Raw genomic sequence first — 12,319 nt, 5'->3', positions numbered from 1 at the left:
AAAATGGCGTGATGAACCGAAGTCCGGAGTCCCCCGTTTCCTGCACGCCTGCGTCCGATGACGATGCGCGCGCCATGCGTCACCTGGATGAGGCGGCGCTGGCGGCGCTTGCCCTGCGTATCAAGGCGTGGGGCCGCGAACTAGGTTTCGGGGCGATCGGTATCAGCGACACCGATCTCTCCGCTGCCGAGGCGGGTCTTGCCGCATGGCTTGAAGAGGGCTGCCACGGCGAGATGGATTATATGGCCAAACATGGGATGAAACGCGCGCGGCCCGCAGAGCTTGTGGCCCATACGCGACGCGTCATCAGTGCGCGGATGGCTTATTTGCCGGGGGGTTCGCTGTCTTATGGACCTTCTCGTTTGCCTCACCAGGCAGAGGTTGGAAAGCTCGGCGAAAGCGTGCTCACTGAACCCACTGAAGCGCGTAACTGGCGCGCTGACGAGTTCGCGCGGATAAACGACCCGTCCGCCGCTGTTGTCTCGATCTACGCGCGAGGCTGCGATTATCACAAGGTCATGCGCAGTCAGTTGCAGCGGCTCGCCCACAGGATCGAAGCGGAAATCGGCGCCTACGGTTATCGTGTGTTCACCGATTCCGCCCCGGTTCTCGAGATCGAACTCGCGCAGAAGGCTGGCATCGGCTGGCGCGGCAAGCATACGTTGTTGCTGCAACGCGACGCCGGGTCGCTGTTTTTCCTCGGCGAAATCTACGTGGACGTGCCGTTGCCGACGGACGCGCAGACGACACCGGAGCGCGCCCCGGAAACCCCAGGCGCGCATTGCGGCAGTTGCACGCGCTGTATAGACGCGTGTCCGACTGGCGCGATCGTCGCGCCTTACAAGGTCGATGCGCGGCTTTGCATCTCCTATCTGACTATCGAACTGAAAGGCAGTATTCCACTGGAGTTGCGGCCGTTGATCGGCAACCGCGTGTACGGCTGTGACGATTGCCAGCTCGTCTGTCCGTGGAACAAGTTTGCCCAGGCGGCGCCAGTTGCCGATTTCGACGTGCGGCACGGCCTCGATCGCGCGACGCTGGTCGAACTGTTCGCCTGGAGTGCTGATGACTTCGATACGCGCATGCAAGGCAGCGCGATTCGCCGCATTGGCTACGAGGCGTGGCTGCGCAATCTGGCGGTCGGCATGGGCAATGCGTTACGTGCCGATCTGGCGAGCCTGGCCGGTGACGCGCGGGCGGCGATAGTCGATGCCCTGCGTCAGCGTGCGGACGATCCGTCGGCGCTAGTGCGCGAGCATGTCGAATGGGCGCTTGAAGCCGCCTGAGCTGGCGGCGTAAAGTAGCGGAAATCTGGAGCGGCAGCGGGCCGCGTCCGGAGTGGTTCAGAGGATTTCAGGCCAACACATCATGTTCAATGCAGTGATCGACGCGCCGTTCGGCAAGATCGGCATTCGTCTCGAAGCCGACGCGGTGCGCGAGATCGTTTATTTGCCGGACCCGGTGCAAAATGTTGCGCCCGATACACCGCTCGCCAAAGAGGCTGTGCGGCAGATCGAGCGCTATCTGGAGAGCCCGGCAGCAGCCTTCGATCTGCCGCTGGCTGCAATCGGCACCGGCTTTCAGCGGCGCGTGTGGGCCGGTATCAGTGCGATTCCACCGGGTGTGGTGTTGACCTACGGGCAACTCGCCAAAGAAGTGGGCAGTGTGCCGCGCGCGGTCGGTCAGGCATGCGGCTCGAACTATTTCCCACTGGTGATTCCGTGTCACCGCGTGGTGGCGTCGGGCGGCATTGGCGGCTTTGCACATCACGCGGGCGATGATTTCTTCCGCGAGGTCAAGCGCTGGTTGCTGGCGCATGAAGGTGTGTCGTACGCATGAGTGAACCGATTATTGCCGACACGCCCGACGTTCCCGCCACGCCCGCTCTGTCACCGTTGTTCGTGACGAGCAATGCCTCGATCGACGCCTTCTGCGACGCGCTATGGCTCGAACACGGCCTGTCGCGCAACACGCTCGATGCCTATCGGCGCGACCTGCGCCTCTTCTGCGAATGGCTTGCACAGAGCCGCAATGCTTCGCTCGATACCGCCAGCGAAGCAGATCTCACCGCCTATAGCGTGGTGCGGCAGAAGGACAAGTCGACCTCGTCGAACCGGCGGCTGTCGGTGTTCCGGCGCTACTACGCATGGGCTGTGCGCGAGCACCGCGCAACGGTCGACCCGACACTGCGCATCCGTTCGGCCAAACAGCCGGCGCGCTTTCCTGCGACGTTGAGCGAAGCCCAGGTCGAAGCGCTGCTCGGCGCGCCGGATGTCGCCACGCCGCTCGGCCTGCGCGATCGCACGATGCTGGAGTTGATGTACGCGAGCGGCTTGCGTGTCACCGAACTCGTTACATTGAAAACGGTGGAAGTGGGGCTCAACGAAGGCGTCGTGCGGGTGATGGGCAAGGGCTCGAAAGAGCGCCTCATTCCTTTTGGCGAGGAGGCGCACGCGTGGATCGAGCGCTATCTGCGCGAGGCACGGCCGGCGCTGCTGGGCGCGCGTGCGACGGATGCGCTGTTCGTGACCAGCCGCGCCGAAGGTATGACGCGCCAGCAGTTCTGGAACATCATCAAGCGCCATGCGGCGGCGGCCGAGGTGCATGCGCCGCTTTCGCCGCATACGTTGCGGCACGCGTTCGCGACGCATTTGCTAAATCACGGCGCCGATCTGCGCGTTGTGCAACTGCTGCTTGGGCATACCGATATCTCGACCACGCAGATTTACACGCATGTGGCGCGTGAGCGTTTGAAGTCGCTGCATGCGATGCATCATCCGCGTGGGTGAGGGCGGTGGAGGTTGGTTGCGTGCGGTTGAATGCAGGTGAGTCGAAGGTCAACGCGGTCTCCTTGAAACGATAGGGTGCCCGATAGGCGTTGCGCCGGGTGATTTTCGAACGATCGTGCCACGGTCGCCAGGAGCGCACAATTGGCCGTTCGGCCAATAGCGGTTGCGCCAGGCCGCCATTACAATTCGCCGATGAGCAAATCCAGACACGTCTCCGAAACGCCCGCGACGCAGTTTTTGCGCCGTCACGACGTCGAATTCGGAGAGCACCCTTACGAGTATGTCGAGCATGGCGGCACCGCGGAGTCGGCGCGCCAGCTCGGCGTGGACGAACATCACGTCGTCAAGACGCTGGTCATGGAAGACGAGCACGCCAAGCCCTTGATCGTGTTGATGCACGGCGACCGTACCGTCTCCACCAAGAACCTTGCGCGGCAGATTGGTGCGAAGCGCGTGGAACCGTGCAAGCCGGAAGTGGCGAACCGGCATTCCGGCTACCTGATCGGCGGTACGTCGCCGTTCGGCACGCGCAAGGTGGTGCCCGTCTATGTGGAGTCGAGTATTCTCGAACTCGAGAAGATCTGGCTGAACGGCGGCCGGCGCGGATTTCTGGTGAGCATCGCGCCCACCGCGCTCACGCAGTTGCTGAACGCGAAGCCGGTGCAATGCGCGAGCGTAGATTGAAGGCTGTCAAAGATGTGGCTACCCGGCTGGTCCGCCTGATGCCGCGAAGCAAGCTTGGGTTGTGCCAGCGGTTTCGGGAATTCCCTCTGCAAAAGAGGCTGGCCGCGATTGCCCGGTTCGGTAGAATGTTCGCCGTTTCGTTCGTACCGCGAGGTGCATGCTGTACCTGTCGCCCCTGTTGCGCTTTCCGATAACTATAAGAGTCCCCAGATGCAAAATCTGATCGTCGCTGTCGTCGCTTATCTGATCGGTTCGGTGTCGTTTGCCGTGATCGTGAGTTCTGTGATGGGCCTCGCCGACCCGCGCTCGTATGGCTCGAAGAATCCCGGCGCCACCAACGTTCTGAGAAGTGGCAACAAGACGGCCGCGATCCTGACGTTGATCGGCGATGCGTTCAAGGGCTGGCTCGCCGTCTGGCTCGTCAGCCACTTCGGCGCGCGCTACGGACTCGACGATACGGCCATTGCGCTTGCCGCGATTGCCGCGTTCCTCGGCCACCTGTATCCGGTGTTCTTCCGCTTCAAGGGCGGCAAGGGCGTCGCGACAGCCGCGGGCGTCCTGCTGGCGATCAACCCCGTGCTCGGTATCGCCACCTTGCTGACCTGGCTGATCGTGGCGTTCTTTACGCGCTATTCGTCGCTGGCAGCACTGGCGGCCGCGGTGTTCGCGCCGCTTTTCGACGGCTTCCTGTTCGGCGCGAACATCATTGCCCTGTCCATCGTCGTGATGAGCTCGCTGCTTATCTGGCGCCATCGCGGCAACATCGCGAAGCTGATGGCGGGGCAGGAAAGTCGCATCGGCGACAAGAAGAAGGCCGCGGCCCAGGCGGCAGCGAAGCGACACTGAAGCGGTGGCGCTGCGGAGGCCTCAGAGGCCTCGCAGGCGTTGCGCAGCGGGAAACCCAGGGGGACATCAGGCGGGACACGCAACCTGCATGCGCGGCGTGCGCACCACCGGCGTCACCCCCGCTCCCGCGCAGTCTGAGCGGTCTTAATCGCGGAAGTTGTTGAAGTCGAGCGGCGTGTCCGTGACATCCTTGCGCAGCAGTGCAATCACGCTCTGCAGGTCGTCGCGCTTGGTGCCGTTCACGCGCACTGCGTCGCCCTGAATGCTCGCCTGGACCTTGATCTTGCTGTCTTTCACGAGCCTGACAATCTTCTTCGCCAGATCGCCCGACACGCCTTTCTTCACGGTGACGACCTGCTTGACCTTGTCGCCGCCGATCTTCTCGATCTTGCCGTAGTCGAGGAAGCGCACGTCGACATTGCGCTTGGCCATTTTCGACACCATGACGTCCTTGACCTGGCTCAGCTTGAAGTCGTCGTCGGCGTAGAGCGTCAACTCGTGCTCCTTGTGCTCGACGCGCGCGTCCGACCCCTTGAAGTCGAAGCGGGTGGAAATTTCCTTGTTGGACTGCTCGATCGCGTTCTTGACTTCGATCATGTTGGCTTCGCACACGACGTCAAACGATGGCATTGCTCTCTCCAATAGTGCTGCGATGCACGGCGCCGCCGGACGGCTGCGCACGATGCACTCGCTATAATCACGAACCTGACGTCATTTTACCGACGCCTTTCTCTTTTGCCCAAGGCCGCTGCGCAATACTGCCTGGCTTGTGGCAGACGGCCCTCACATTCCGATGTCCCTGATGTCCCAGTCCGACTCCACTGTTTTGCTTGCCGGGTATCCGCTCAAGGCCCACAACACCTTTGGCTTCGATGTACGCGCGCGGTTCGCGTGCAGCATTCAGCGCGAGGACCAATTGCTGGCGGCGGTGCGTGACCCGCGTACGGCCGGCCTGCCCCGGCTGGTGCTGGGCGGCGGCAGTAACGTCGTGCTGACCGGCGACTTCGAGGGCCTGGTGCTGCTGGTAGCGCTGCACGGTCGGCGTCTCGTGCGTGAAGACGATGAAGCGTGGTACGTCGAAGCGGCTGCCGGCGAAAACTGGCACGACTTCGTGGCCTGGACGCTCGCACAGGAGATGCCTGGCCTCGAAAACCTCGCACTGATTCCGGGCACTGTGGGGGCCGCGCCGATCCAGAACATCGGCGCCTATGGACTCGAAATGTGCGAGCGCTTCGCATCGCTGCGCGCTGTGGAACTGGCGACCGGCGACGTTCGCGAACTCGACGCGGCGGCATGCCGGTTCGGCTACCGCGACAGTTTCTTCAAGCGCGAAGGGCGTGATCGCTTTGTGATTACTTCGGTCACTTTCCGCTTGCCTAAAGCGTGGATACCACGCGCGAGCTATGCGGACATCGCCCGCGAACTGGCTGCCGAGGGTCATGGTGACACATCGCCGAGTGCACAGGCGATTTTCGACGCAGTCGTGGCCGTGCGCCGCGCGAAACTGCCCGACCCGTCGCAACTCGGCAATGCCGGCAGCTTCTTCAAAAATCCCGTGATCGACGCGGCGCAGTTCGAGGCGTTGCAGCGCCGCGAGCCGGCGGTGGTGTCGTACCGGCAGGCGGATGGCGCGGTGAAGCTTGCGGCCGGCTGGCTGATCGACCAATGCGGCTGGAAAGGGCGCGCGATGGGCGCCGCAGCCGTACATGAGCGTCAGGCGCTCGTGCTGGTGAATCGGGGCGGGGCAAGCGGCGCAGAGGTGCTTGCGCTGGCGCAGGCAATTCAACGGGATGTCCGTGAGCGGTTTGGGGTGGAGCTCGAGGCGGAGCCGGTTTGTTTGTAGTGTGCGGCGGGGTGGTGCTTCGGGTTCGGCAAGCGCGATAAAAAAGGCGCCGGGAGTGATCCAGGCGCCTTTTTGCTGGCGGGTAGCGCGAGGTCTGGAGCGCTCAATTGCTCTGCCGACGTACAGAGGCGCGGCGCGTACGTGGATGCCCGGTTCGTATCGGGCCCCGTCGAGCTCCGCTTCGCGCAGACGCCGATCAGTGGTTCAGCTTGCCGAGCAGCAAAAATTCCATCAGCGCCTTTTGGACATGCAGACGGTTTTCCGCTTCGTCCCACACGACGCTTTGCGGTCCGTCAATCACCTCTGCGCTCACTTCCTCACCACGATGGGCCGGCAGGCAGTGCATGAAGAGTGCATCCGCACTGGCGCGCGCCATCATCTCGGCGTCCACGCACCAGTCGGCAAACGCAGCCTTGCGCGCTTCGTTCTCCGCCTCGAAGCCCATGCTGGTCCAGACGTCGGTGGTGACCAGATCGGCGCCGGCGCAGGCCTCGTTAGGATCGTCAAACTCTTCGACAAACGGTGCGCTCTCAGGCGCCACCATGGCGCGGTCGAGCTTGTAGCCTGGCGGCGTGGACAGGCGCAGCTTGAAACCGAGAATCTGCGCCGCCTCGATCCAGGTGTACAGCATGTTGTTCGCGTCACCCACCCAGGCGACCTTCTTGCCGCGAATCGGCCCGCGATGTTCGAAATACGTGAAGATGTCAGCCAGCACCTGGCACGGGTGATATTCGTTGGTCAGACCATTGATGACCGGCACACGCGAATTGTCGGCAAAGCGCTTGAGGATGTCCTGGCCGAAGGTGCGGATCATGATGATGTCGACCATGCGCGAGATGACCTGCGCAGCGTCTTCGATCGGTTCGCCGCGGCCCAGCTGCGTATCCCGCGTGCTCATGAACACCGCATGGCCGCCTAGCTGGAAAATGCCCGCTTCGAACGAGAGGCGCGTGCGCGTTGAGTTTTTCTCGAAGATCATCGCCAGCGTGCGGTCGTGCAGCGGATGATAGGTCTCGTAGTTCTTGAACTTGTTCTTCAGGATGCGGGCGCGTTCAAGCACGTACTCGTAGTCTTCCAGCGAGAAATCCTTGAACTGCAGGTAGTGGCGAATTTTCTTGGCGGTCATGAAACAAATACGGCGGTCTCACCCGGCGAAATTGCCGGACGCTGCCGCCGTCGTTTGTGGTAACTCTATGCAGCATAAAGGATTCTGGCGCATTTGACGAGCTAGCCGGAAGGCCAGGCGGTCATTCCTAAGCGGGCCTGTGAGTCTTAAGACGTGTGCTTGTGTGCAGTGCGGAAGAAGGTCCGCTACGCTATAATCCTGGGGTTTCCCAAAAAGCCCAGCAAGCAGGCTACATGCTTGCGGGACACGGCTCGCGCGCCCGGAAGGCTTTCCTCGCGGTGCGCCGTCATGACGATTGCCGAGGTGGCCCTGGCGGCACTGCGGCGCCCAGCGACATGGTTCGCGGGGTCGTGTACGACGTGTTCATGCAGCCGCAGCCACATTCGCTGGCATTGTGCTGGGCAGTCACTCAGGTATTCCTACATGGCCGAAGAAGCTCCAACCGAATATTTCATTCAAGGCATCACGTCGAACGGAAAGAAGTTTCGGCCGAGTGACTGGTCGGAGCGGCTCGCCGGGGTGATGTCCATGTTCGGGCCGGGCACGAAAAGGGGGCCGAATGCTTACATGCAGTATTCGCTGTACGTCCGCCCTACGATCATCGACGACCTGAAATGCGTCATCCTCGACTCGCGGTTGCGCGACATCGAACCCATGGCCTTCGATTTCGTCATGAACTTCGCGAAGGACAATGACCTGCTGGTCACCGAGGCTTGCGAATTGCCGCCCGAACACGGTATTCAACAGGCGTTGAAAGCGAAGTAGAGCGGTAGGTGCCCGAGTGGGCCAAGACGGATGGACAACTTAGGCGAGGATCGGGCCCGGGTAGCGAGGCGAAAGGAAGCGTTGAAAACCAAACCCGCAAAGGCGGGTTTTTTTGTGCCAGCAACCGGAGCGCCAAGTAGAGGGGCCGGGCAGGCAGGGGCCGGGAGGCAACAAAGCCCAAAGCCAAACAAAAAAGCCCGCCTAGGCGGGCTCTCATGACGCAGCGGAAACAGGAGGTAGCCCACCGAAGCGGGCCGACCGGATTTACTGCGCTGCGGGCGCCTGCAGACCCTTGATGGCTGCAGAGAGGCGGCTCTTATGGCGAGCTGCCTTGTTCTTGTGAACGATTCGCTTGTCGGCGATGATGTCGATCGTCTTCGTCGACGCCAGGAAGATCTCAGCGGCCTTAGCCTTGTCGCCGGCGTCGATCGCCTTGCGAACAGCTTTGATTGCCGTGCGGAACTTCGAGCGCAGCGCCGAGTTATGCGAGTTTGCCTTCGCGGCCTGACGGGCGCGCTTGCGTGCTTGTGCGGAGTTAGCCATGACGGTTCCTTATCCTGTTCCTGTTTCCAGTACCTGACCTTCAAGTGGCCGGGCGCTGCTTTAGCTCGAACCCTTGGAAGCGATTGCCCAAGAGCGCAAAAAATGGTCGAAATTGTGACTCATTTGCGAGTCGACTACGCGAAATCTGGCTCGTCCCAACAGGCATAGAGAGGGTATCTGAATGCTGTTCGAAAATTGAGCGAGCGTCGAAACCGGCGATTATAGCAACAAAAACAGGCACGTGGCAAACGGAAATGCGTGATCCGGCGCTCGGGCGGTCCTGCTGACGCCTTCCAGTTTTCGGCCCGCTTCGCGTGAAATCGAACGTCTGCGGCGTAAATCGGTCCGATTCGCGTCAAGGCTCATCGTCCGCACTTGCGGCACCCGTATAATAAGCGCCCCATGAATCTATTCCGAGCCCTGCTGACGGTCAGCGGCTTCACGCTGCTGTCACGCGTGACCGGTCTGGCCCGCGAAACGTTGATCGCCCGCGCGTTCGGCGCCAGCCAATTTACCGACGCGTTCTACGTCGCCTTCCGTATTCCCAACCTGCTGCGCCGGATTTCCGCTGAGGGTGCGTTTTCGCAGGCGTTCGTGCCGATTCTTGCCGAGTTCAAGAATCAGCAGGGGCACGAAGCGACCAAGGCACTCGTCGACGCGACGTCTACCGTGCTCGCCTGGGCGCTGGCGATCCTCTCGGTGATCGGCGTGGTGGGCGCCTCCGGGGTGGTGTTCGTGGTCGCGTCGGGCCTCGCGCACGACGGTCAGGCGTATCCGCTCGCCGTCACGATGACGCGCATCATGTTCCCGTACATCGTGTTCATCTCGCTGACGTCGCTGGCCTCGGGTGTCCTGAATACCTACAAGAACTTCTCGCTGCCAGCCTTCGCGCCGGTGCTGCTGAACGTCGCGTTCATCGTCGCGGCCGTGTTTGTCGCGCCGCATATGAAGACGCCGGTCTATGCGCTTGCGTGGGCCGTGATCGTCGGCGGCGTGCTGCAGTTTCTGGTGCAACTGCCCGGTCTCAAGAAGATCGACATGGTGCCGAAGATTGGCTGGAACCCGGTTCGCTCGCTCGCGCATCGCGGTGTCAAGCGCGTGCTCTCGAAGATGGTGCCGGCGATGTTCGCGGTGTCGGTGGCGCAGATCAGTCTGATCATCAACACGAATATTGCTTCGCGCATCGGGCCCGGAGCGGTGTCGTGGATCAACTATGCCGACCGGCTGATGGAATTCCCCACCGCGCTGCTGGGCGTTGCGCTCGGCACGATCTTGCTGCCGAGCCTCTCAAAGGCGCACGTCGACGCCGACCCGCACGAGTACTCGTCGCTGCTCGACTGGGGCCTGCGCGTGACCTTCCTGCTCGCGGCGCCGAGTGCGATCGCGCTGTTTTTCTTTGCCGAGCCGCTCACCGCGACGCTGTTTCACTACGGTAAATTCGACGCCCACTCGGTCGTGATGGTGGGCCGCGCGTTGGCGGCATACGGTGTCGGACTGATAGGCCTGATCCTCATCAAGATCCTCGCACCAGGCTTTTACGCGAAGCAGGACATCAAGACGCCGGTGAAGATCGGGATCGGCGTGCTGATCGTCACGCAGTTGAGCAATTTTGTCTTTGTTCCGATCTTCGCCCATGCGGGTTTGACCCTTAGTGTTGGGCTTGGCGCTTGCGTGAATGCGCTGCTGCTGTTTATCGGTTTGCGCCGGCGCGGCATCTATATGCCGTCCGGTGGCTGGCTGGTTTTCTTCGTGCAGATGATCGGTGCGTGCCTCGTGCTTGCGGGCGTCATGCACTGGTTCGCCATCAGCTTCGACTGGATCGGCTTACACGCCAGGCCGCTTGCCCGAATCGTGTTGCTGGCTGCGTGCCTCGTTCTGTTTGCTGCGCTATATTTCGGTATGCTTTGGCTGATGGGCTTCAAATACGCGTATTTCAGAAGGCGAGTGAAGTGATCACGACGACGCGAGTTCTCGACTATTTCAGCACGCTGGTCGCCGAAGACGACAGTCTGCCCCTGACCGAGGCAGCGCTCTCGCTTGCGCAGGATGCTTATCCCGATCTCGATCTGCAAGGCGCGCTCGCCGAGATCGACGAACTGGTGGTGCGCCTGCAGCGCCGCATGCCAGCGGACGCCGACATCAAGCAGAAGGTCGGCATCCTGAATCGCTTTTTCTTCCGCGAGCTGGGCTTCGGCAACAACCTCAACGATTTCCTCGACCCCGACAACAGCCATCTGAACGTGGTGCTCAAGCGGCGCCGCGGCATTCCGATTTCGCTTGCCGTGCTGTATCTGGAGATGGCCGAGCAGATCGGTGTTCCGGTGCGCGGCGTGGCGTTTCCCGGTCATTTCCTGCTGCGCGTGACGACGCCCGACGGCGACGTGATGCTCGACCCGACCACCGGGCACTCGCTCTCCGAGTCGGAGATGGTCGAGATGCTCGAGCCGTATGTGGCGTCGGCGGGCGAGTCGGTCAGCCGCGCTTTGCGCATGCTGCTGCAGCCGGCCACCCGGCGCGAGATCATTGCGAGGATGCTGCGCAACCTGAAGTCGACCTATCTTCAGACGGAACGCTGGCAGCGTCTGCTGGGCGTGCAGCAACGTCTGGTGATTCTGCTGCCTGAGAGCATCGAGGAGGTGCGCGACCGCGGCTTTGCTTATGCACGGCTCGACTATCTGCGCCCGGCGCTCGAAGATCTCGAGCGCTATCTGGGCGACCGGCCCGATGCCGACGATGCGACGGTCGTCGAGTCGCAGTTGCACGAGCTACGCCAGCGTACGCAGCATAACGACCGGGACTGAGGTTCGCTGAGCCGCCGTACGCCGCGGTACATCACGGCATAGGGCGGCGGCGAGCAGGTCGCGTTACTTCGGCTGCATACGGATCGCCCCGTCGAGGCGGATCACTTCGCCGTTGAGCATCGGGTTATCGAAGATCTGCTTGGCCAGCATCGCGTATTCCGCTGGCTTGCCGAGACGCGGCGGGAACGGCACCATCGCTCCGAGCGCGTCCTGCACTTCCTGCGGCATACCGAGCAGCATCGGCGTTTCGAAGATGCCCGGCGCGATCGTCATCACCCGGATCGCGTTGCGCGACAGATCGCGCGCGATTGGCAGCGTCATCCCCACTACACCACTCTTCGATGCCGCATAGGCGGCCTGGCCGATCTGTCCGTCGAACGCTGCCACCGACGCCGTATTGATGATCACACCGCGCTCGCCATTGGCATTCGGTTCGTTCTTCGCCATCGCCGCTGCGGCAAGGCGAATCATATTGAAAGTGCCGATCAGGTTGATCGAGATCGTTCGCGTGAACGAGTCGAGCGGATGCGGCCCGTCCTTGCCGACGGTCTTGATAGCAGGCGCGACACCTGCACAATTGATCAGGCCACGCAGCGTGCCGAGTTTCGTCGCGGCATCGACTGCTTGCGTAGCATCGTCTTCGCGGCTGACATCGCATTTCACGAATACGCCGCCCAGTTCCTGCGCGAGTGCCGTGCCCGCATCCTGATTGAGGTCGGCGACCACGATCTTGCCGCCTTCTGCGGCGAACAGGCGCGCGGTGGCGGCGCCGAGGCCCGACGCACCGCCGGTGATCAGGAATACATTGTCACTAATCTCCATGTCTGCTCCTTTGCTTCAGTTCAGTAATCGTCACGATCGAATATCTTTTCGATGGTCGATTGTAACGGCTGTGCTGCAGCGCGGAAAGGACAAGGGCTGG

At 62.0% G+C, this 12,319-nt stretch carries 13 protein-coding genes; 9 read left to right on the top strand and 4 right to left on the bottom strand.

Annotated features, from left to right (window positions below; genetic code table 11):
• Positions 1-11 precede the first annotated feature (11 nt).
• The 5 genes from queG (at position 12) to plsY (ending at position 4,319) form a co-directional block, all read left to right on the top strand.
• Positions 12-1,286: a tRNA epoxyqueuosine(34) reductase QueG gene (gene queG / locus M0954_RS13535; protein ID WP_297353716.1), complete on the top strand. Its 1,275-nt coding sequence runs from the start codon at positions 12-14 to the stop codon at positions 1,284-1,286.
• Between the two features lie 82 nt (positions 1,287-1,368).
• Positions 1,369-1,839: a methylated-DNA--[protein]-cysteine S-methyltransferase gene (locus tag M0954_RS13530; RefSeq protein WP_297353715.1), complete on the top strand. Its 471-nt coding sequence runs from the start codon at positions 1,369-1,371 to the stop codon at positions 1,837-1,839.
• Positions 1,836-2,789 (top strand): site-specific tyrosine recombinase XerD, encoded by a 954-nt coding sequence (gene xerD / locus M0954_RS13525; RefSeq protein ID WP_122153522.1) that lies wholly within the window; start codon positions 1,836-1,838, stop codon positions 2,787-2,789. The genes M0954_RS13530 and xerD overlap by 4 nt, the downstream gene beginning before the upstream one ends.
• 192 nt (positions 2,790-2,981) lie before the next feature.
• Positions 2,982-3,473 carry a Cys-tRNA(Pro) deacylase gene (ybaK, locus tag M0954_RS13520; RefSeq protein WP_122155547.1) on the top strand — a complete coding sequence of 164 codons (492 nt, stop codon included), beginning with the start codon at positions 2,982-2,984 and terminating at the stop codon, positions 3,471-3,473.
• A 210-nt stretch (positions 3,474-3,683) separates the two neighbouring features.
• Complete coding sequence (plsY, locus tag M0954_RS13515) at positions 3,684-4,319, top strand: glycerol-3-phosphate 1-O-acyltransferase PlsY (protein WP_122153523.1); 636 nt, start codon at positions 3,684-3,686, stop codon at positions 4,317-4,319.
• A gap of 144 nt (positions 4,320-4,463) precedes the next feature.
• Here plsY and M0954_RS13510 read toward each other — a convergent pair whose 3' ends face one another.
• Positions 4,464-4,949 (bottom strand): YajQ family cyclic di-GMP-binding protein, encoded by a 486-nt coding sequence (locus tag M0954_RS13510; protein WP_122153524.1) that lies wholly within the window; start codon positions 4,947-4,949, stop codon positions 4,464-4,466.
• A 172-nt stretch (positions 4,950-5,121) separates the two neighbouring features.
• On the opposite strand from M0954_RS13510, the gene murB reads away from it, so the two are divergent.
• The gene (gene murB / locus M0954_RS13505) at positions 5,122-6,162 is read left to right on the top strand and encodes a UDP-N-acetylmuramate dehydrogenase (protein ID WP_297353713.1); all 1,041 of its coding nucleotides are present in this window, start codon (positions 5,122-5,124) and stop codon (positions 6,160-6,162) included.
• Positions 6,163-6,358: 196 nt separating this feature from the next.
• Here the strand turns inward: murB and argF are convergent, their stop codons facing one another.
• Positions 6,359-7,288 carry an ornithine carbamoyltransferase gene (argF, locus tag M0954_RS13500; protein ID WP_123385545.1) on the bottom strand — a complete coding sequence of 310 codons (930 nt, stop codon included), beginning with the start codon at positions 7,286-7,288 and terminating at the stop codon, positions 6,359-6,361.
• A gap of 423 nt (positions 7,289-7,711) precedes the next feature.
• Between argF and M0954_RS13495 the strand changes: the two genes are divergently transcribed.
• Positions 7,712-8,053, top strand: a complete 342-nt coding sequence (locus tag M0954_RS13495; RefSeq protein ID WP_122153526.1) for a DUF3579 domain-containing protein — start codon at positions 7,712-7,714, stop codon at positions 8,051-8,053.
• Positions 8,054-8,317: 264 nt separating this feature from the next.
• Here M0954_RS13495 and rpsT read toward each other — a convergent pair whose 3' ends face one another.
• A complete protein-coding gene (gene rpsT / locus M0954_RS13490) occupies positions 8,318-8,596 on the bottom strand; it encodes a 30S ribosomal protein S20 (protein WP_122153527.1) in 279 nt (92 codons plus the stop codon).
• Positions 8,597-8,998: 402 nt separating this feature from the next.
• On the opposite strand from rpsT, the gene murJ reads away from it, so the two are divergent.
• Positions 8,999-10,549 carry a murein biosynthesis integral membrane protein MurJ gene (murJ, locus tag M0954_RS13485; RefSeq protein WP_122153528.1) on the top strand — a complete coding sequence of 517 codons (1,551 nt, stop codon included), beginning with the start codon at positions 8,999-9,001 and terminating at the stop codon, positions 10,547-10,549.
• Positions 10,546-11,397: a SirB1 family protein gene (locus M0954_RS13480; protein WP_074263513.1), complete on the top strand. Its 852-nt coding sequence runs from the start codon at positions 10,546-10,548 to the stop codon at positions 11,395-11,397. The genes murJ and M0954_RS13480 overlap by 4 nt, the downstream gene beginning before the upstream one ends.
• 63 nt (positions 11,398-11,460) lie before the next feature.
• Here the strand turns inward: M0954_RS13480 and M0954_RS13475 are convergent, their stop codons facing one another.
• Complete coding sequence (locus tag M0954_RS13475) at positions 11,461-12,219, bottom strand: 3-hydroxyacyl-CoA dehydrogenase (protein WP_297353711.1); 759 nt, start codon at positions 12,217-12,219, stop codon at positions 11,461-11,463.
• Positions 12,220-12,319: the final 100 nt, after the last annotated feature.

The organism is Paraburkholderia sp., from assembly GCF_026225065.1.
Taxonomy (GTDB): Bacteria; Pseudomonadota; Gammaproteobacteria; order Burkholderiales; family Burkholderiaceae; genus Paraburkholderia.
The sequence above is the reverse complement of the archived record's forward strand: the minus strand, read 5'-3'. Positions and strand labels throughout refer to the sequence as shown.

Excerpts from the sequence above, each read along its gene's own strand:
- M0954_RS13530 (WP_297353715.1), top strand. The coding sequence starts at position 1,369 with ATGTTCAATGCAGTGATCGACGCGCCGTTCGGCAAGATCGGCATTCGT.
- M0954_RS13510 (WP_122153524.1), bottom strand. The coding sequence starts at position 4,949 with ATGCCATCGTTTGACGTCGTGTGCGAAGCCAACATGATCGAAGTCAAG.
- queG (WP_297353716.1), top strand. The coding sequence starts at position 12 with ATGAACCGAAGTCCGGAGTCCCCCGTTTCCTGCACGCCTGCGTCCGAT.
- ybaK (WP_122155547.1), top strand. The coding sequence starts at position 2,982 with ATGAGCAAATCCAGACACGTCTCCGAAACGCCCGCGACGCAGTTTTTG.
- plsY (WP_122153523.1), top strand. The coding sequence starts at position 3,684 with ATGCAAAATCTGATCGTCGCTGTCGTCGCTTATCTGATCGGTTCGGTG.
- murJ (WP_122153528.1), top strand. The coding sequence starts at position 8,999 with ATGAATCTATTCCGAGCCCTGCTGACGGTCAGCGGCTTCACGCTGCTG.
- M0954_RS13475 (WP_297353711.1), bottom strand. The coding sequence starts at position 12,219 with ATGGAGATTAGTGACAATGTATTCCTGATCACCGGCGGTGCGTCGGGC.
- xerD (WP_122153522.1), top strand. The coding sequence starts at position 1,836 with ATGAGTGAACCGATTATTGCCGACACGCCCGACGTTCCCGCCACGCCC.
- argF (WP_123385545.1), bottom strand. The coding sequence starts at position 7,288 with ATGACCGCCAAGAAAATTCGCCACTACCTGCAGTTCAAGGATTTCTCG.
- murB (WP_297353713.1), top strand. The coding sequence starts at position 5,122 with ATGTCCCAGTCCGACTCCACTGTTTTGCTTGCCGGGTATCCGCTCAAG.
- rpsT (WP_122153527.1), bottom strand. The coding sequence starts at position 8,596 with ATGGCTAACTCCGCACAAGCACGCAAGCGCGCCCGTCAGGCCGCGAAG.
- M0954_RS13495 (WP_122153526.1), top strand. The coding sequence starts at position 7,712 with ATGGCCGAAGAAGCTCCAACCGAATATTTCATTCAAGGCATCACGTCG.